Here is an 18,414-nt window from a genome sequence, read left to right on the forward strand (position 1 = left end):
CTCACGCCCCGTCGTGGATGAGGAGGGTGGCCTTGCCGGCGATCCGGCGCTCGCGCAGCGACTCCATCACCTCGGGGAGCCGTTCCCAGGTGTCCTGGTGGCCCAGGGCCGGCCGCAGCCGGCCGAGGTCGATCAGGCGGACCAGCAGTTCCAGGTCCTCGCCGACGGGTTCGCCGGACCCGAACACCCAGAAGGGGTGGAGGGTCTGGCGTGCGTGGGGCACGAAGGAGGAGATGCTCAGGGAGGCCGTGCGGCCGGAGGAGGTGCCGAGGACCACGATGTGGCCGAGGGCCGAGAGCCGTTTGAGGGCGGTGACGAGTACTTCTCCGCCGACGGATTCGAGGATCATGTCGAAGTCGCCTTCTGCGTCGGCGAGCGAGGTGACCACGTGGTGGGCGCCCAGTGCTTTCAGGTCGAGGTCGCGGTGGGTTCCGGTCAGTGCCGTCACCTCGGCGCCCTCGGCGGCGGCCAGTTGCACGGCGAAGGAGCCGACGCCGCCGCTGGCCCCGGTGACCAGGACGCGGCGGCCCAGCAGCGGTCCGCCGCGGCGCAGGGCGCGCAGGGCGGTCAGTCCGGCGACGCCGAGGGTGGCGGCCTCGGGGAAGGCCACCGCGTCGGGGAGGACGGCGAGGCGGTCGACGGGGACGGCCGCGTACTGGGCCCAGCCGCCGAAGTCATTCATCGCCGCTATGCGGGTCCCGGCGGCGGGGCCGCTGCCGTCGGCGGCGGCCCGTACGACGGTGCCGGCCAGGTCCTGGCCGGGCCGCCAGCCCTCGGCGCGGCGCCGGAACAGGTTGAGTTCGCCGCGGTTGACGGAGAAGGCGGCGACGCTCACCAGTGCCTGGTCCGGGGCCGGTTCGGGCAGGTCGACGGTGCGCAGGTCGGGGCCGTCGGGGGTGCCGATCCAGGCGCGCATCCGCCGGGGCGGGACCGGCGGCGCGGGGTGGGCGGAGGCGGGAGAGGTGCGGGAAGGGGTCATGGACCGACGGTAGGCAGGGGCCCGGCCGGGAGGGAAAGACCAGCTCTGTCTGGGTTGATAACCCCCGGATATGAATGGGGCGGCGCCTCTACGATGGCGGGGTGACGATGCCCGAGGCGAGACTGCTGCGCTACTTCCTGGCCGTGGCCGAGGAGGGCAGTTTCACGCGGGCGGCGGCCCGGCTGCACATCGCGCAGCCGGCGTTGAGCACGCAGATCCGCCGGCTGGAGAGCCGGCTGGGTGTGCTGCTGCTGCACCGCACCACCCGGGTGGTGCGCCTGACGGAGGCCGGGCAGGCGGTGTACCAGCGTGGTGCGGGTGCGCTGGCCGCGCTGGAGGACGTGTGGGAGGCGGCCCGCCGGGCGGGGCGCGGTGAGCTGGGGCGGCTGCGTCTGGTGTACAGCACCAGTACGGGGTACGGGACGGTGCCAAATCTGGTGGAGGCGGTGCGGGCGCGGCTGCCGGATGTCCAGGTGGCTGCCGAGGTGCTGCGGACCCCCGATATCGCGCATGCGGTGCTGGACGGGCGGGCGGATGCGGGGATCGCGCGTTCGCCGGAGGCGGTGGCGGGGGTGCGGCTGCTGCTGGTGCGTACGGAGCCGCGCGGGGTGTTGCTGGCGGCCGCCCATCCGCTGGCCGGGCGGCGTGAGCTGACCTTGGCCGAGGTCGCGGCCTTCCCGCTGGTGCTGCACGAGCGGGAGGCCAACCCGGGCCACTACGACGAGGTGCTGGCGGTGTTCCGGGGGGCGGGGCTGGTACCGCGGCTGACGGAGCGTCCGATGGCTTTCGATCCGACGCAGAGCGTGCTGCGGGACGCCCGCACGGTGGGTCTGGTCGCCGCGTCGTCCGGTGACCAGCTGCCGGGGTGGCTGCGCTGGGTGCCGCTCGCGCCGGGGGTCCGGCCGCTGGCCACCCATCTGGTGCTGCCGGAGATCTCGCCGTCGCCGATCGTCACGCACTTCACGAATGCCGCGCTGGAGGCGGCCCGGGAGGCGGGCTGGCTGGAGGACGGGGCGGCCGCGCGGGGTCCGGGGGCTGGGGCGTGACCGGCGGACGGGAGGCGTGGTGGCCGCGGGAAATCTGCTTGGCGGGCCCGGCGGGCACTGCTACGTTCGCGGAGGCCGTGCGAGAGAACGAGGAGGTGGTACCCGTGAACGCAGTATCGACACGGGTGCTCCCCTGCGGGGTCACGGTCGGACGGTAGGCAGGCCGTCCGGGAGCGCCGCTCGCGAGCACTCCCGAAAGGGCACGACCATGCACTTCACTTCCGAACAGCGCCTCGACGACGGCGTCCTCGAACGCGAATTCACCCTCGGCGAGATCCCCGGCACCCTGTGGACGCCCGGATCCGCCGTTGCGGTCCCGCTGATCCTGATGGCGCACAACAACGGCCTGCCCAGGGGGGCGGCCCGGCTGGTGGCCCGGGCCCGGCACTCGGCGGCGCAGGGCTACGCGGTGGCCTCCATCGACGCCGCCGGGTGCGGCGACCGGCCCCGCTGCGCCGCCGACGAGCAGGCCCGCGCCGGTCTGCGCCGGGCGGTGCAGGCCGGCGAGCCGGTCGAGGAGATCTTCGAGTCCTTCATCGGCCCGCTGGTGGAAAAGGCGGTCCCGGAATGGCGGACCACCCTGGACGCCCTCCTCACGCTGCCCGAGATCGGCGGCCCGGTCGGCTACTCGGGGTGGACCGCCGTCGGCATCCGCCTCGCGGTGAGCGAGCCGCGCATCGCGGCCGCCGGTTTCTTCGCCGGGGGTTACGTGCCGCGCGCCCAGCGCGAGGAGGCCCGGCAGGTCACCGTTCCGCTGCTGTTCCTGCTGCAGTGGGACGACGAGGGCAATCCCCGGCAGCGGGCCCTGGACCTGTTCGACTCCTTCGGCAGCAAGGAGAAGACGCTGCACGCCAATCCGGGCGGACACACCGGCACCCCGTGGTTCGAGGTGGAGGACGGGAGCCGGTTCTTCGGCCGGCATTTGAAGTGAGGCGGGGCCGCCGGGCCCCTGGCGGACGGTAGGCGGCGCGGGCCGGGATGCCGCTCCCTTGGAGGACGGCTCCCGGCCCGGCGCGGCTCTGTGCGGCTCTGTGCGGCTCTGTGCGGTACGGGCCGCTGCCGAGCCCGGCCTTGACCCTGACGTGACGTCAGGCCGCACCGTCGGTGCCGTGGAAGATGACCGGACCGTGGGACGCGTGGCCGGGCTGGCCGGCGTGGGCGTCCGCACGCTGCATCGCTAGGACGGGATCGGGCTCGTCCGGCCGTCGGCGCGGACCCCGGCCGGGTACCGGGCCTGTTCGGCGGGCGACGTGGAGCGGCTGCGGGAGGTGCCGGCGTACCGGCGGCTGGGCTTCGGGCTGCGGGAGGTGGCGGACCTGGTCGGCGACCCGGCCACCGACCGGGTCGAAGCCTCGGCGACGGCTTCGCCTCCGGCCGGTGGGCCGAACGTAACGGCCACCTCGCCGGCCTCGACGCGGTGGGCGTGAGAACGGGAGCCGTTGGCCGGCGGGGGCGGGACGCAGGGCAGCGGGTCGGGGCCTGGGCGGTTCATCGGCCGTTCTCGGTGATCAGGTCGATCAGGCCCTGGGCCGTGTTGTGTTCGGAGTCGATCCCCGGGACCTCTCCGCCTTCGAAGGTGACGGCCTCGGCGCTGCGGGGGAACATGGCCTGCTCGTACTCGGTGAGTGCGGCCTCGACGTCGCCGGGGTGGGCGGCGAGGGCCTTGCCGAGTTCGGCGCCGTCCTGCATGGCCAGGTTGGCGCCTTCGCCGTTCGGGGGTGCGAGGTGGGCGGCGTCGCCGAGCAGGGTGACCCCCGGCACCCGGTCCCACCGGTGCCCGGCCGGCAGGGTGTAGTGGGGGCGCAGGACCGGCGCTGTGTCGCCGTCGGTGATCAGCGCGGTGAGTTCCGGTGCCCAGCCGTCGAACTCGCGCGCGATCCGTGCGGTGGCCGCGGCGGCATCGGTGAAGTCGATGGCGGCGAACCAGTCCTGCGGCCTGGTCAGCGCGACGTAGGTGTGCAGGGTGTCGCCGCTTTCCCGGTGGGCGAAGATCTCCCTGCCCGGCGCGGGCGCGATCAGCATCCCGCCGCCGACCGCTTTCGCGGCGGCCGCGTGGCGGGTGTCGGCGTGGAAGAGGTACGTCTCGACGAACGATGTGCCGGCGTACTCGGGTGTGGCGGTGGAGAGCAGCGGGCGTACCTGTGACCAGGCGCCGTCGGCGCCGACCAGCAGGCCGGTGGCGACGGTGGCGCCGTCGGTGAACGTCACCTCGTGACGGCCCTGGCCGAGGGCGCGGGTGCTGCTGGCCTTGTGGCCCCACCGGACGGTGCCGGGCGGGAGCGAGTCGAGCAGGATCTGCCGCAGCGCGCCGCGCTGCACCTCGGGGCGTCCGCCCGTGCCGTCGTCGGCCTTGTCGAACAGGACGGTCCCGTCGGTGTCGAGGACCCGCATCGCCTGGCGGCCCTCCAGGACGATGGCGCGGAACTCGTCCATGAGGCCGGCGGCCTCGAGGGCGAGCTGTCCGTTGTAGTCGTGGATGTCGAGCATCCCGCCCTGTGTGCGCGCCGTCGGGGAGGGCTCCGCCTCGTAGACCGTGACCGGGATTCCGTGGACGTGCAGGACGCGGGCCAGGGTGAGTCCGCCGAGTCCGGCGCCTATGACCGTGACGGGCATGTGCATGGTGGCTCCTGGGGATCGGGGCCGTCCGGTGGGCTCCGGCCGGCCGTCTCCGGAAGGCTGTCGGGCCTCGCCGACAGGCCACCGACATCGCACCGGCGGCCGCCGACGGATGACCGACAGCGCGCATCGGCCCCGGGGGGGGGCTGCCCGGAACTCCCCATGGGGGCGAAGCCCGCCCCTGGCGACCGGCGATGATGGGCGGCGGCGGGCTCCGTGGTGGTGTCCGGCGGGTTCTCGGGGGTGGGGCAGTGATCGAGGTCGGGCAGCAGGGCGCGTTCAGCGTGAACAGTGTCGGCATGGAGCGCCGGCCGTTCCCGTTGAGCTTCGGCGTGTGCGAGGCCGAGGGGGTGTGGCGGGTGACGGCCGGTGCGGCCCGGGCGGGTGAGCTGGCCGACCTGCTGGTGGCCGTGGCGGACGACGCGGTCGCGGTGGTGTCGCTGGAGACCAACTCCTATCTGGACGAGGACTGGCAGCCGCTGCTGCCGTCGCTGATCGCGGCCGATCTCGGCGTGCCGTGCGCGGTCCGCCCCGTCGGGTCCTGGGCGTCGGGCACGTGCGGGCTCGCGGAGGAGATCCTGGTGATGGACCGCGGTCTCCTGCCGCGTTTCCTCGACGGCACCTGGTCGCCGTACGAACTGGCTCTGATCGGTGTGCCCGCCGGTGTGACTGCGGAGCGGCTGGACGAGATCGCCCTCGTGGTGGGCACGGCCGGCGCGGGTGAGCCGCTGCTGGAGCGCCTGGGTGACTCCCGGGTCTGGTTCTCGGGTCATGACGACTGCTACGTGCTGCTGGAGGCCCGCGATCCCGGCCTGCCGGCCGCGGTCCTGGCCCGGCTGCTGACCCTGCTGGCCGGCTCCGCTCTCGCCGGACTCACCGGGAGGCCCTCCGTGCGTGTTCCCGAGCCCGGGCCCTGGCTGCCGGGGCAGCTGATCGCCACGGCATCCCACTGGATCGGGGTCCTGGGCGAAGTCACCGAGGATCTGGTGACGATCGCTCTGGCCGTCCTGCCGGGCCCGTGGCGGCTGGACGTTGCGTTCCCGGGGCGGGCGGACCTCACGGCGACGCTCGATGTGCGCGGCGGCACCTGGCGGATCGCGCCTGCGGAGTAGCGCGAGGAGCAGTGCGGGGGGGGGCCTGGGGGGGTGGTGTCGGGGCGGTCGGGGTGGCGCGTTCGTGGAGTCCGCGGTGTGCGGTGGGGCCCGGTTAGGCTCGTGACCGGTTCGGGCCGGTCCGGGCCGGTGTGTCGTGCGGAGCCACGCTTGCGGCCGGCGCGGGGGGCTTGTCGCTGTTCGGCATCGCCCACGGAAAGAGGCCTGATCATGCAGCTCACCCTCCTCGGCGCCACGGGTCCCATCGGCCGGCAGGTGCTCGTGCAGGCCCTGGCGGCCGGGCACCGGGTCACCGTCCTGGTCCGTGACGCGGCCCGGCTGCCGCAGCGTGAGGACGGGCGTGTCACCGTCGTCGTCGGCGACGCCGCCCGCGCCGCGGACGTCGAAGAGGCGGCCCGGGGCAGCGAGGTGCTCATCTGTGCCCTGGGGCCGGGCCGGGACTACAGGTCCACTCTTGCCACCCGCACCGCCGGTCCGGTCCTGGAAGGGATGGCCGCGGCCGGTGTGGGGCGTCTGGTGTGGCTCTCGGCCCTCGGTTCGGGCGCCACCGCCCGGCGCCAGTCCCTCTTCCAGGCCGGGGCGGCGAAGCTGGTGATGGGCGCGCTCATGGCGGACAAGGGTGTCGCCGATGAGACCATCGCCCGCAGCGACCGCGACTGGACCATCGCCCTGCCGGTGATGTTCGGCGACAGCCGGGCCACGGGCGGCTACAGGGTCATCCCGCTGGACGGGACCCGGGGGCGGGTCGGCGGGAGGATCGGCCGTGCCGATGTCGCGGACTTCCTGCTTTCGGCTGCGACCGGCGGCCGGTGGGTCCGCCGGCGCGTCATCCTCACGGGCTGAGCGCTGCGGGCGGCCGGATCGCCCCCGGGCGTCAGGTGGCGGGGCAGGGCGGGTCGAAGTCGACTGCCGTGAAGTACCGGGCCCATTGGGCTCTGGTGATCCGGGGGTGGGCGCTGTCGCAGATGCGGGTGGTGACCCGGTCCAGGCCGGTGTCCCGCAGCCGGATCGTGAAGTCGTTGCCGCCGGTGGCCAGGGTGGTGCCGTCCGGGCTGAACGCCACGGCCGGTACGGGGTTGGCGTGGCCGGTGAGGACGGTGGGGGTGGACGGGCCGTCCAGGTCCCACAGGAGGGCCTTGCTGTCCGCGGCGCCGGCTGCCAGCCGGCGGCCTTGGGTGTCGAAGGCCAGTGTGTAGAGCCAGGAGCCGGAGGCCGGCAGCTGCTCAGTCTTCGCCGGGTGGCGGATGTCGTCGACGTCGATCAGCCAGATGGTCCTGTCCGTCCGGTGGAAGGCGGCCAGTCGCCGGTTGTCGGGGCTGAACACGCCGCCGGTGAGGGGGTCGGAGCGGAAGGGGGAGGGCAGTTCCCGGGGGGTGTGTGGCCGGGTGATGTCCCACAGCCGCAGGGAGGCGGACTCGCCCGTGCTGGTGACCAGTGTGTGGCCGTCCGGCCGGAACGAGGCCGTCGTGACGTTCGGCCCGTCCTCGGCGATCCGGCTCAGCGGCCGGGGGTGGGCGGGGTCGGTCAGGTCCCACAGGCCGGCCGTGGCCTGTGCCCACAGGGCCAGGAGGCGGCCGTCCGGGGCGAAGGCGGTGCCGGCGACTTCGCCGCCTTCGGGGGCGATGACCGATGTCAGGCGGGGTTTGCGGGGGTCGGTGATGTTCCAGACGCGGGCGGTGCCGTCCTCGCTGGCGGTGACGAGGGTGCGGCCGTCCGGGCTGAACGTCACGCAGCGGACGAACCTGGTGTGTCCGCGCAGGGCCGACAGCGGCCACAGGGCGTGGCCGCCGGTGACCTGCCACAGGCGTGCGGTGCCGTCCCAGCTGGCGCTGGCCAGGAGGTGGCCGCCGGGTGCGAAGGCGAGGGAGGTGACCACGTCGTCGTGGGTGGCCAGGGAGAGGTCCTGCAGGTCCAGGAGCAGGTCGGCGTTGGCGAGGAGGCGGCCGTCGGGGCTGAACGCGGCTTGGTAGAACCCGCCTTGGAGCGTGCTGGTGCGTTTCGGGTCGGCCGGGGCGGTGATGTCCCAGAACTGGGTGGTGCCGCCGACCGAGACGAGTGTGGTGCCGTCCGGGCTGAAGGCGAGTGACCAGACGATCGCGGGATGGCCGGGCAGGACGGCGGGCGGCCGTGCGCAGTGGCCGCCGGTGATGTCCCAGACGCGGGCGGTGCGGTCCCAGCTGCCGGTGGCCAGGGTTGTGCCGTCGGGGCTGAAGGCGGCTGCGGTCACGGTGTCGGTGTGTCCGCGCAGGACGTCGAGGAGGAGGGGATGGGCGGGGTCGGCGGCGTCCCACAGTCGGGTGGTGGTGTCGCCGGTGGTCGCCACCGTGCGGTTGTCCGGGCTGAACGTCACCGAGGTGACCGTGCCGGAGTGGCCGGGCAGGGTGGACAGTTGCCGGGGGTGGCGGGGGTCGTGGACGTTCCACAGGCGCGTCGTGCCGTCGGTGTGGCCGGTGGCGAGGAGGCCGTCGGGCCCGGACGCCACCCAGGTCGGTGCGGACCTCTGGTCCGGCAGGGTGCTCAGCTGGGCGGGCGCGCGCCGGTCCGTCACGTCCCAGAGCCGTACCGAGCGTTCGCTCGCCGTGGCCAGGATGCGGCCGCCGGGGTCGAAGGCCACCGCCATCAGCCGTTCCGGCTGGGTCACGGCGGCGAGCTGTACGGGGTGGTGGGGGTCCTGGGTGTCCCACAGCCGGACGGTGCGGTCCCAGCTCGCGGTGGCCAGGATCCGGCTGTGGGGGGCGAAGGAGATCGAGACCACGTCGGAGGTGTGGCCGGTGAGCCGGTTCGTGTAGGGCGTGGCGAACGTGCTCATGAGCTGGTCGCGGACGTCGGGGGTGGCGGCCAGCCGGTAGGCGGCCAGGTTGAGTTGGGCGGCGAGTGCGGGGTCGTGGGGGCGTACTTCGGCGGCTTCGGCGGCGGCTTTGCGTGCGATGGCCACGTTGCGCTGGCGCAGGGCGGAGTCGCGTGAGCCGACGGCCAGTGCGCCCGCGGTCGCCGCGACGGCCACCAGCACGGTGAGCAGGGTGACCAGTTGCCGCAGGCGGACCGTACGTCGCCTGACGGCCGCCATCTCGCCTGCCTGTGCTTCCCGGCTCGCGTCGAGGAAGCGCCGTTCTTTCGGGGTCAGGCGGTTGCCGTCGGTGGCGGCCAGGTCCAGGGCGGCGGCCAGGGCGGCGCCGCGGTACAGGGTGTGCGGGTCGCGGTCCTGCCTTTCCCAGCCGGCGGTGGCGTCGGTGAGCCGGCGGTGCAGGAGCAGCCGGTCGCGGTCTTCGGTGAGCCAGCCGCGCAGTCTCGGCCAGCAGCGGATGATCGCCTCGTGGGTGATCTCGGCGGATTCGTGGTCGAGGGTCACGAGCCTTTTACGGGCGAGGGATTCGAGGACGTGGACGGTGTCGGGGCTGGGGTCCAGTTCGTCCCTGGTGATGCGGCGCCTGGTGTCCTCGGTGCCGTCGCCCAGGGCGGTCAGCCGCAGGAACAGCGATCGGGCGAGGTCCTGCTGCGGCGGTGACAGCGCTTCGTAGGCGGCCTCCGCGGTGTGTGCGAGGGCGTGCTGGATTCCGCCGGCGGCGAGGTAGCCGTCCAGGGTCAGGCGGCTGCCGCTGCGCCGGCGCCAGGTTTCGACCATCGCGTGCGAGACCAGGGGCAGTGCGCCCGGCTGGCCGGTGGCGTCCGCGACGACGGCCGCCAGGAGGGGGCCGGTGACCGTGCAGCCGGCGAGGACGGCCGGCCGGGTGATGGCCTCGCGCAGTTCCTGGCTGCTCATCGGGCCGACCGCGATCTGCGCGTCGCGGATCGCTTCGACCAGGTGGGGGTCCTGGACGCAGTGGCCGTAGAAGTCGGCGCGGACGCCGAGTACCACCCGGGTCCGGCTGGTCGCCGCGGCGGCGGCCGCGGTCAGCAGGGCGATGAAGGTGCCGCGTTCGGCCCGGTCCGTGCAGAGGGTGAAGATCTCTTCGAACTGGTCGACGACGATCAGTGTGTCGGTGTCCGGTGGGTGGCCGGTCATGGTCTGCCGGATGCGCAGGTGCAGTGCCGCGGGGTCGTCCTGCAGCTCGGTCAGCAGTGTGCCGGGGGCCTCGCCCGTCGCCGCGGCGAGGTGGACGGCGCATTCCTCCAGGGGGTGCGGGCCCGGGGTGAGGAGCATGACCGGCCACCCGGATGCCCGTGCGCGGGCGACGAGTCCGGCCCGCAGCAGTGAGGATTTCCCCGATCCGGAGGGTCCGAAGACGGTCAGGAAGCGGCGGTCGGCGACCTTCGCGAGGAGTTCGCCGGTCAGCCGCTCGCGTCCGAAGAAGCGGTCGGCGTCTTCGGGCTGGAAGGCCGACAGCCCGGCGTACGGGGCGGTGTGGCGGCTGGTTTCCGCGGGTTCGTCGTGTGGTGCGCTCGCGGCGATCTCGGTGGCGACGGCGTGCCATCGGGTTTCCCATGCGCGGCGGTCGCCCTGGCAGGCGTCGACGTAGGCGAGTGTGACGGCCAGGCTCGGGAAGGTGTTCCCGCCGGCGGCGTCCGACAGTGTCGTGGACGAATAGTGTGCTTTTTTCGCCAGTGCCCGGTAGGGCGGGCGTCCCGCTGCCTCGCGCAGTTTCCGGAGGTCGGCCGCGAACCGTGTCAGCGGACCGAAGTCCTGGTCGAGCGGGCGTTCGGGGCGTGGCATTGCCTTCCTTCCTGCGGGTTTCCGCAGCCGTGTCGGGTGGTGTTTGTCCAGCTTTTGATGTCCGGAATCCTCGTTCCGGCGCCGGACATCGGCCGGGGGCTAGACAGGGGCCTGCGCAACTGCGCCACGGTGATGGGAAGGGGAAATTTCATGAGGTCCGTGCGACGACTGATGCTGCTGGCGGCGGTCACCGGGCTGCTGGCCGGCCCTGTGTTGACCGGCTCGCCCGCGTATGCCGCGGCACCGCTGCTCAAGTCCAACCTGAACGGGAGGTGCGCCGACATCTTCATGTTCCACAACGAGAACGGTGCTTCCACGGTGACGTGGGACTGTCACGGCGGGACCAACCAGCAGTGGTACTGGGACGGTGAGCAGATCCGTTCGAGCATGAACGGGAAGTGCCTGGAGATCTACGGCCCGCATCTGGGTGACCAGGGGTCGGTGAGCATGTGGGACTGCCACGGCGGCCTTCACCAGAAGTGGTACCGCAACGGCAGTGAGATCCGTAACCGGGTGAACGGGAAGTGCCTGGACATCCTGGCCGGGCGGCCTGAGATCGGCCAGCTCCTGGTGAGCTGGAGCTGCAACGGCGCGCGGAGCCAGAGCTGGGACTTCTGAACGCCGGCCCGGCCCGGTACCTCGTGTGCCGGGCCGGGCAGGGCCGGGCAGGGCACTGTCCTGTGTCCTGTGTGTCGTGTCCCGTGTCCCGTGTCCGTGCGGTTCATTCCTCCCGCGGCGCCGTGCCTCGGTCCAGGACGGCCGAGACCGCGGCCACGAGTCGCTCCCCCGCGCGGTCGACGCTGCTGGCGGGTGCTGAAAGCGGTCCTGGGGGGGCCGGGACGGTGTCGGGGTGGCGGGCGGACAGGGGACCGGCAGGGCCGCGCCGGTCCCTGTGAGGGCGTGGTCGACGCGCGGTGGCACCTGGGCGCAACGGCGGTGCTCCGCCGGGCCGTTGCGCTCCAGCCGGCGTAGCTCGCCGTCGGGCACCTTGGGGCCGGGCCCGCCGGGGCGGCCGGGGCGCCGCGTACGGCGGGGCGGCCCGGATGGCCGTACCGGCGGACAGCGCGCCGCGGTTGGCGCGGGAGCTCGCCCCTGTGCCGGCCGGGCGGGACGGTGCTCGACTGCACGGTGCCCATGGCGGCGGGGCGGCACGCCGCGTGTTCCCCTCCCCCGCCCTGGCGCCGGCGCGGTCGGCGACGGGCCCTGGGTGCCGCGGTGCCGTGCGGTCTTGTCGCGTGCCCAGGTCACCTGCCGTCCGGGTGCGGCCTGCGGCCGAGGGGAAGGAGGTACTGGAGCGGCTGGTCCGGGTCGTGGAGTCCGAGCAGTTCGTGGGCCAGGTCGTCGTGGAAGCCGCCCAGCGGGGTCCCGCCCAGGCCCAGGGCCGATGCTGTGAGCAGCAGGGTCTGGGCCAGGTGGCCGGTCTCCAGCAGGGCCAGGCGCAGTGCGCGCAGTCCGTAGCGGCGGCGCAGCAGGCCGAGGTCGGCGTAGAGGGCGAGGAGTACCGGTGCCTGCGCGATGCCGATCCAGTCCGGGTCGGTGGAGGGGCGCGAGAGGTAGGTCGACAGGGCGGTGATGTCCTCCAGCGGGGCCGCCGGGCCGATGCGGCGCAGGGTCCGGCGTTCGGGGACGCAGTCGTAGGTGCCGGCGGGCAGACCGCTCACGTCGAGGACGAGGAGGCGGACGCGTGCCGTGTGGAGGGCGCCCGCGCTGGGGTAGGGGCGGTGGGCCAGGGTACGGGTCGTGCCGTCGGCGAGGTGCTGCTCGCTGCGGCCGCTCTCGGCGAGGGAGTGCCACAGCAGGGCGCCGAGCGTGCCGGTGTCCAGGGGGCCGGTGAGGGCGCCGCGCAGCGAGGAGCGTGCGGCGAGGACGGCGGCCAGGGGCACGGCGGGCAACGGGTCGGCGGGGAGCGCGATTTCGGCGGGCCCGGCCGGGCCCGCCTCCGGGGCCGAGGCGGGGGCGGGGGCCGGGCCGGGGGCGGGCAGGGGGCGCAGTGCCGAGTCCTCGCCGCGGCCGATCTGGAACTTGCTGCGCTCCAGGTACTGCAGGTCGGGGGCGGTGTGGCCGGGCGGGAAGAAGCCTGCCGGTCCGTCCGTCTCCAGCAGGGTGCGCGCGGCCAGCCGGCACACGGCCCGTTCCTCGTCGGGGCTCACTCCCAGCCGGTTGAACAGCATGTGCAGCTGGGAGCCCCAGATCCCGGCCCGGGTCCGCTCGCCGGGGCCGTCGAGAGCCGCGTCGGCCTCCCGGACCCGTTCGGCCCAGTGCGCCAGCCAGGGCGCCGCGGTGCTGGCCCGCAGGCGCTCGCGCAGGTCCGCGGCGCGCCCCGCGAGGGTGGTGCGCTGCGCGGCGTGGACGGTGTTGACCCGGGTGTGGACGGCGGCGGCGGGCAGCAGCGGCACCTCGGTGACCCAGCGCCAGCCCGCCGCGTGCGCGCGGAGCCAGCGTGCGGCGGCGAGGGGGTCCATGCCGAGCGCGTACGCCGTGGTGTGCGCCAGGTCCGCGGCCGCGGTGAGCCGGGATGCGGCCGTGGCCTTGGCGGGCAGGGCCCGCAGTACGTCGAGGGCGGTGCGGGTGGAGGCGGCGAAGAGCGCCTCGGCGACGGGCAGGGCCCGCGGTCCGCCGTAGCGCCGGGTCTCGGGTACGTAGGGCACGGCGCGGATCTCGGCGTGGTGGGAGGGCCAGGGGCCGGGGACGGCGGGTACCTGGCGGGCCCGCCCGGCCAGCAGGTCCGGCAGCCGGGGGAGGTCCGCGGCGGTCGCGGTCGCGGTGGTACGGACACGGATGCGCAGGTGGGGGCCGTCCTGCCCGTAGCGGATGAAGAACCAGTCGGCGGCTTCGCCTGCGGTTACGAGGCCGTCGAGGAGGGGGGCCGCGTCGCGGATCAGGAAGCGGTCGGTGTCCTCGGTGGTGGAGTGCAGGAAGAGGTGGTGGCTCTGCCAGGTGCCGGCGGCGGCCGTGCCGGTGCCTGTGCCGGTGTGGTTGTCGGTCGTCGTCACGTCGTCCGGTCCTCGCCTCGCGTGTCGGGTCAGGGGAAGGGGTGCGGGTGCAGGGGCAGTTCGCCGTGGTGGACCGGCCGGCCGGTGCGGCCCAGGCGGTGGGGCACTTCCAGCAGCCGGGACAGGCCGAGGGTGCGCCGGTTGACGTGCCCGAAGGTCATCGGGAGCGCGCCGGGGACGATGACCTTCACGCAGTGCAGGCCGAACCGCTCGCGCAGTCCCGGCTCGCTCTGGTCGACGGTGATGACCTCCAGTCCGGCCCGGGCCAGCCGGGCGACGGTGCGTGTCAGGAGGTCGGAGAGGTCGGGCACCGGGGCGGGGGCGCCGGGCCAGGCCGCCTCGACCGCCGCGGCCGGGGTGTCGGCGAAGAGGAACTCCAGGCGCGGGGCGGCCTCGGGCAGGGTGCTGAGCCCGACGTGGTCGTCCAGGGTGAGGACGAGTTCGGGGTGCTCCAGCATGGGCCGCAGCCGTTCGGGGTCGCGTGGCCCTCCCCGGGCGGAGGAACGGTGCGGTGCCTCCAGCACGTTGGTGACGACCTCGGCGACGGCGGAGCGGATGGCGGCGCGCGGATCGTGGTGGGCGCCGGCCGCGAGGAACATCCGGGGCGCGTCGGGGTGGCTGCCCTCGTAGCGGCAGACCGCCAGGACGGCCGGGACGGCGAAGTCGTTGGTCGCGTCCAGGAGCAGGAGCCGGTAGCCGGCGGCGGCCGCCCGGTCCGCGAGCAGCAGGGTGTCGGTGTCGCCGGCCGGCGGGTGGATGCGGCGCAGCGGGGTGGCGGCGTACCAGGCCATGAGGAAGGCGTCGCGTTCCGCGACCTCGAACAGCCCGTACAGGGCGGCTTCTTCGGGGCTGTTGCCGAGGCCGCAGCCGTTGGAGGACTCGTAGACGACGCGCGGCCGGCCGGGTCCCGGCACGTCCCAGTAGGCGACGTGTTCGGGGACGGCGGTCGGCTTGCGGTGGGTGAGGGACCAGCCGTGTACCCAGTGGAGCGGCAGGTCCGGGGTGTAGGGGACGGTGGGTGAGGCGGGGTGGCCGTGGTGGGCGGGGTCGGGCAGGCCGAGCCGTGCGGGGTCCAGTGCGCGGCCCGGGCCCAGTTCGGCGAAGGAGGCCAGGAGGTCGGTGCGGCGGCCGGTGGGGCGCATGCCCGCGTACCGTTCGACGGCCTCGAAGAGGGCGATGCGTTCGCTGTCGGGGAAGGTGCGGGCCCGGCCGTGGCCGCCGTCGTCGACGGTTCTGCCGTCGGTGACGACCGCGCTGGTGAGGCTGAACGCCGAGTCCTCGGAGCGGCGCAGCAGCCGCACGGGTCCGAACCGTTCGTCGTGCAGGGCGGCTCGCAGGGCGGCGCCGGCCGTACGGGGGTTGGGGCCGCGCAGGACGGCCGGGTCGGGCATCGGGCGGGGTCCGCAGGGCAGGGGGTGGAGCGGTGTCTGCGTGTCGGAGGGCAGCGGGTGGCATACGTCGCAGCCGCCGACGGGGCGGACGTGGTGGGTGGACCAGGTGCCGCGGCCCTGGTGGACGATGTGGACGACGGCCGCGTCCGCGTCGGGGTGCGCATCCGGGCCGGGGCCGGGGCCGGGGTCGGGGTCGAGGAGGTCGTGGACGAGGGCCTCTACGGCCGGGGTCAGGGCTGGTGAGGGTACTCCGGCCAGGGTCAGTTTCGGGGTCTGCCACGGGACCCGGCCGCCCGCGGTCGCCAGGCGCTGGTACTCGGTGCAGACGAGGCAGGCCGCGGCGCCGGGCCGGAGCACCGGTCCGATCACCGCCAGGGGCCCGTCGTAGCGCACCGGGACCAGGGTCACGGGCCGGTGCAGGGCGTGTCGGCTCAGTTCCTCGGCGAGGCCGAGCGTCCAGCGGGTGAGCTGGACCGCGGCCCGGCCGGTGGTGGCCGCCAGGGCGGCGGCCGCGTCCAGCACGGGGACGGGGCCCGGACCGGGTGCGGTACCGGCCGCGGTACCGGCCGCGGGGGTGGGTGCGGGGGCTGTGGCGGGGCGGGTCATCGGGCCTCCTCGGCGGTGTGGAGCACGGTGAAGCCGAAGGAGCGCAGCAGGCCGGCGAGGCCCGGGTCCGGTGTGGTGCCGGGTGCGGCGGGTGTGATCGCGGGGCCGGCTCCGGTCAGTTGGTGCAGGGTGTCCTGGAGGGTTTTCTCGCGCCGGGCCAGGTCGGCGAGCCAGCCGCCGGTCCAGCCGGGGTCCTCCCAGGCGGCGGTGGGCACACCGGCTGCCGCGAGCGGGGCGGCCGCGCCCCCGGAGGGCGGTGGCGGGGCGCCGGGCGTCCCGGCCGCGGTGGTGACGGCGGTGGTGACGGCGGCCAGCGCGGCGAAGGAGGCGGCGTCGCCGGGTGTCGCCTCGACGGCCTCGCCGAGCAGCGGGCCCGGCCCGCGTCCCGGCCCGTGCGGGGTGCGGCGGACCACGGCCCGGTACGCCTGTGCGTGGGGGGCCGCCCGGTGGACCTCCAGTTGTGCGGGGACGGCGAGCCGGCCGGTGAGGGTCGTCCACCAGTGGCGCAGTTGCGGGTGGCCGGACCAGCGGGCCGGGTCCAGCGGGGGGTGGCCGTGCGGGGCGGCGGCGAGGCGGCGTGCGGTGGCGTGGCGCAGGGCGCGGCCGCGGGCGTGCCCGGGGTCGGCCCCGACGGTGAACGCGGTTTCCCCCAGGAGCAGTTCGGCGGCGCGGCAGAACAGTTCGAGGCGGGCCAGGTCGAGGCGGGGCCCGCCGCCGGTCAGGGTGCGGGGGTGTGTGGCGTGTCCGGGGGCGGGGGCGGGCAGTGTGCAGGTGGCGAGGGGGACCGGGAGTTGGGGCAGGTCCCCCGGCAGGGGGGCGGGCAGGGGTCCGCAGCGGTGCTCCCCCAGGGCGGTGATCCGCCGCAGTGCCTCGGCGAGACCGGCCGGGGGCGCGAGGCGGACGCGGCGGTCCGCGTCGATCCGTTCGGGGCCGAGCCAGCTGTGGTGGTCGGCGCGTGCGGGGCGGGCGTCGGCGAGGAGGACGGCGGGGATGCCGGGGAGCAGCCGCGGGTCGTCGGCCTCGGTGGCCGGGTCGGGCAGGCGGGCGGCCGCGCACAGCAGCCGGTGCGCGGCGGCGCCGGCCAGCAGTGCGGCGAACGTGCCCGGGGCCGTGTGGGGTTGCGGTGCGGCGGCGCCGTCGGCGGCGTCGGTGCCGTGGGTGAGCCGGGCTTCGAGGGCTGCTGCGTCGGCGCGTGCCTGGGCGGGGCTGCCGGGGGCGGTCACGTATCCGGTGGCGCCGCCCCGTCCGGCCGCGACCGCCCGGTCCGGGCCTGCGCCGCGGACGGTCAGCAGGACACAGCCTGGGGGCAGGTCGGGGTCGGGGGTGAGGGTGACGGGCACGCCGCCGGCCGTCAGCGCCCGTACGGCGGCTGCGGCGGGCGGGGAGGACGGGTCGCGGGCCAGGACCTCGGCCCGGGCGGTGGCGAGGAGGGCGGTCGCGTCGGCGGGGTGCGCGGCCGTGGCGTCGATCCATCGTGCGACGGCGGGGTCGGGGTGGGGGGCGGCGGGTGGTGCGGGGAGGAGGAGGTCGTGGTCGGCGAGCCGGCCGAGGAGGGTGTCGGCGGCGGTGCGGACGGCCGATCCCGGCTCCAGGCCCTCCCGGAATCCGGCGAGGCCGCCGGTGCGCAGGGGTTCCTCCAGCAGGCCCCACACCACGGGGACGGCGGTGCTGCCTTCCAGCGTGACGCAGCCCCTGCGCCCCCGCAGGTGCAGGCCGGCGCGCAGGGGTGTGACGGCGGTGCCGGGACGCAGCCGGTCACCGGGGTGCGGCCGGCCGCCGGTGCCCTTGGCGTCTTGGGTGTCCTTGGTGTCCTGGGCGGTGGGTTCGCCGGTCATGTCCGGGCCTCCACCGCGTCGATGACGGTGCCTATCTCGGTGCGCCAGTCGCAGCCGGTCAGGGCGGGCACGGCGCGGACGACGAGGTGCGCGGCGAGGTAGCGCTCCAGGGGGCGGACGTCGCAGACGGTCAGCAGCCGGTACAGGGCGTTGGTGCAGGCCCGGTGGATGAGGTAGTCGGGGCGGCTCCACATGGTGCCCTGCGGGTCGGCGCGGCGCAGCAGGCGGTGGAACTCGCTGTAGCGGGTGCGGATGTCCTGGTTCCAGCGTTCGTAGGCGGCGGCGTCGCCGGTGGCGGCGGCCCGGGTCCGGTAGGCGAGGGGGTTTCCGTGGAGGTCGGCGCCGGCGGCGTGGCGGCGGGCCGTGAGCTGCCAGGCGTTGCGGGAGAAGCCGGCCCAGGCCTGTTCCCAGTCGTGGGCGTGTCCGTCGGCGATGCGTGCGACGAGGGCGGTGACGGTGTCCCCGGCGGTTTCCGCGTGCCGTTCGAAGGTGGCGCGGAGTTTTCCGTCGGGGTCGTCGTGGAGGAGGAAGTCCTCCAGGTGGGAGACGTAGGACCAGTGTCCGCCGGTCAGGCCGCCGGGGTGGGCGCAGGCGTGGGCGGCCAGGGCGGTGACCGCGAGGCGGAGCCGGGCCCGGTCGGTGTCCGCGTGCCGGCCGAGGAAGCCGGCGCCGGCCCGCAGGGCGTCCAGGCCCGAGTGCAGGAGGTCTTCGCGCAGGGCGGTTCCGTCCGCTCCGAGCAGGCCCCGTACGGGGGTGCGGTCGACGGGTTCGATCCGGGTGGTGTTGTCGGGGTGGACGGGCCCGTAGGGCGGGGGGAGGAGTTCGGCGCGCCCGGCCTGGGCGGCCTGTTCGAGGAGCTGGGCCTGGTCGAGGTCGCTGTGGGAGGGGTGGTCGCGCAGCCAGGTGCGGATGCGCCGGGCGGCGGCCTGGGCGGTGTCCGCGACGGCGGCGGGGTCGGTGCCCTGCAGGCGCAGCCGCAGGTGCGGGCCGTGCAGCCAGTGCCGTTCCACGTGGGCGGTGGTGCCGTCGGCGGTGGCGGCGGTGGCGAGGGGCAGCATGACCTCGCGCAGCAGCGGGGCTTTGACCGGGTGGTGGTAGTAGGCGACGACGTCCAGCGCGCCGTGGTCGCGGGGGTCTGGACCCGGGGGGGCTTCGGGGTCGGGGGACGGCATGTGCGGTGCGCTC

The 18,414-nt window shown here is 75.1% G+C and carries 12 protein-coding genes and 1 pseudogene; 6 read left to right on the forward strand and 7 right to left on the reverse strand.

All coding sequences use genetic code 11. From position 1 onward, the window contains the following. Position 1: 1 nt before the first annotated feature. Positions 2-979 (reverse strand): zinc-binding dehydrogenase, encoded by a 978-nt coding sequence (locus KO717_RS00070; protein WP_301363627.1) that lies wholly within the window; start codon positions 977-979, stop codon positions 2-4. A 107-nt stretch (positions 980-1,086) separates the two neighbouring features. Between KO717_RS00070 and KO717_RS00075 the strand changes: the two genes are divergently transcribed. From KO717_RS00075 to KO717_RS00085, 3 genes and pseudogenes are all read left to right on the forward strand, one after another. Further along, positions 1,087-2,025 carry a LysR family transcriptional regulator gene (locus KO717_RS00075; protein WP_301374312.1) on the forward strand — a complete coding sequence of 313 codons (939 nt, stop codon included), beginning with the start codon at positions 1,087-1,089 and terminating at the stop codon, positions 2,023-2,025. Between the two features lie 208 nt (positions 2,026-2,233). After that, complete coding sequence (locus KO717_RS00080; protein WP_301363629.1) at positions 2,234-2,956, forward strand: dienelactone hydrolase family protein; 723 nt, start codon at positions 2,234-2,236, stop codon at positions 2,954-2,956. A gap of 205 nt (positions 2,957-3,161) precedes the next feature. Beyond that, positions 3,162-3,371: pseudogene (locus KO717_RS00085) on the forward strand (MerR family transcriptional regulator); the annotation flags it as partial. 142 nt (positions 3,372-3,513) lie between these two features. Here the strand turns inward: KO717_RS00085 and KO717_RS00090 are convergent. Further along, positions 3,514-4,644: an FAD-dependent oxidoreductase gene (locus KO717_RS00090; protein WP_301363630.1), complete on the reverse strand. Its 1,131-nt coding sequence runs from the start codon at positions 4,642-4,644 to the stop codon at positions 3,514-3,516. Positions 4,645-4,892: 248 nt separating this feature from the next. On the opposite strand from KO717_RS00090, the gene KO717_RS00095 reads away from it, so the two are divergent. Both KO717_RS00095 and KO717_RS00100 read left to right on the forward strand, forming a co-directional pair. After that, the gene (locus KO717_RS00095) at positions 4,893-5,753 is read left to right on the forward strand and encodes a hypothetical protein (protein ID WP_301363631.1); all 861 of its coding nucleotides are present in this window, start codon (positions 4,893-4,895) and stop codon (positions 5,751-5,753) included. A gap of 210 nt (positions 5,754-5,963) precedes the next feature. Then, positions 5,964-6,596 (forward strand): NAD(P)-dependent oxidoreductase, encoded by a 633-nt coding sequence (locus tag KO717_RS00100; protein WP_301363632.1) that lies wholly within the window; start codon positions 5,964-5,966, stop codon positions 6,594-6,596. A 31-nt stretch (positions 6,597-6,627) separates the two neighbouring features. Here the strand turns inward: KO717_RS00100 and KO717_RS00105 are convergent, their stop codons facing one another. After that, positions 6,628-10,404: a WD40 repeat domain-containing protein gene (locus tag KO717_RS00105; protein ID WP_301363633.1), complete on the reverse strand. Its 3,777-nt coding sequence runs from the start codon at positions 10,402-10,404 to the stop codon at positions 6,628-6,630. A gap of 159 nt (positions 10,405-10,563) precedes the next feature. On the opposite strand from KO717_RS00105, the gene KO717_RS00110 reads away from it, so the two are divergent. Beyond that, positions 10,564-11,022: an RICIN domain-containing protein gene (locus KO717_RS00110; protein WP_301363634.1), complete on the forward strand. Its 459-nt coding sequence runs from the start codon at positions 10,564-10,566 to the stop codon at positions 11,020-11,022. Positions 11,023-11,648: 626 nt separating this feature from the next. Here the strand turns inward: KO717_RS00110 and KO717_RS00115 are convergent. Genes KO717_RS00115 through KO717_RS00130 form a run of 4 tightly spaced genes read right to left on the reverse strand, consistent with a single transcriptional unit; the run spans position 11,649 to position 18,401 of the window. Then, entirely contained in the window at positions 11,649-13,397 is a 1,749-nt protein-coding gene (locus tag KO717_RS00115; RefSeq protein ID WP_301363635.1) for a thiopeptide-type bacteriocin biosynthesis protein, read from the reverse strand. A 29-nt stretch (positions 13,398-13,426) separates the two neighbouring features. Beyond that, complete coding sequence (locus KO717_RS00120; RefSeq protein WP_301363636.1) at positions 13,427-15,394, reverse strand: TOMM precursor leader peptide-binding protein; 1,968 nt, start codon at positions 15,392-15,394, stop codon at positions 13,427-13,429. Then, entirely contained in the window at positions 15,391-17,229 is a 1,839-nt protein-coding gene (locus KO717_RS00125) for a hypothetical protein (RefSeq protein WP_301363637.1), read from the reverse strand. The genes KO717_RS00120 and KO717_RS00125 overlap by 4 nt, the downstream gene beginning before the upstream one ends. After that, positions 17,226-18,401, reverse strand: coding sequence for a lantibiotic dehydratase C-terminal domain-containing protein (locus KO717_RS00130; protein WP_301363638.1), 1,176 nt, complete (start codon positions 18,399-18,401; stop codon positions 17,226-17,228). The genes KO717_RS00125 and KO717_RS00130 overlap by 4 nt, the downstream gene beginning before the upstream one ends. Positions 18,402-18,414 lie beyond the last annotated feature (13 nt).

Origin of the sequence: Streptomyces xanthophaeus (assembly GCF_030440515.1) — a bacterium.
GTDB lineage: Bacteria > Actinomycetota > Actinomycetes > Streptomycetales > Streptomycetaceae > Streptomyces > Streptomyces kutzneri.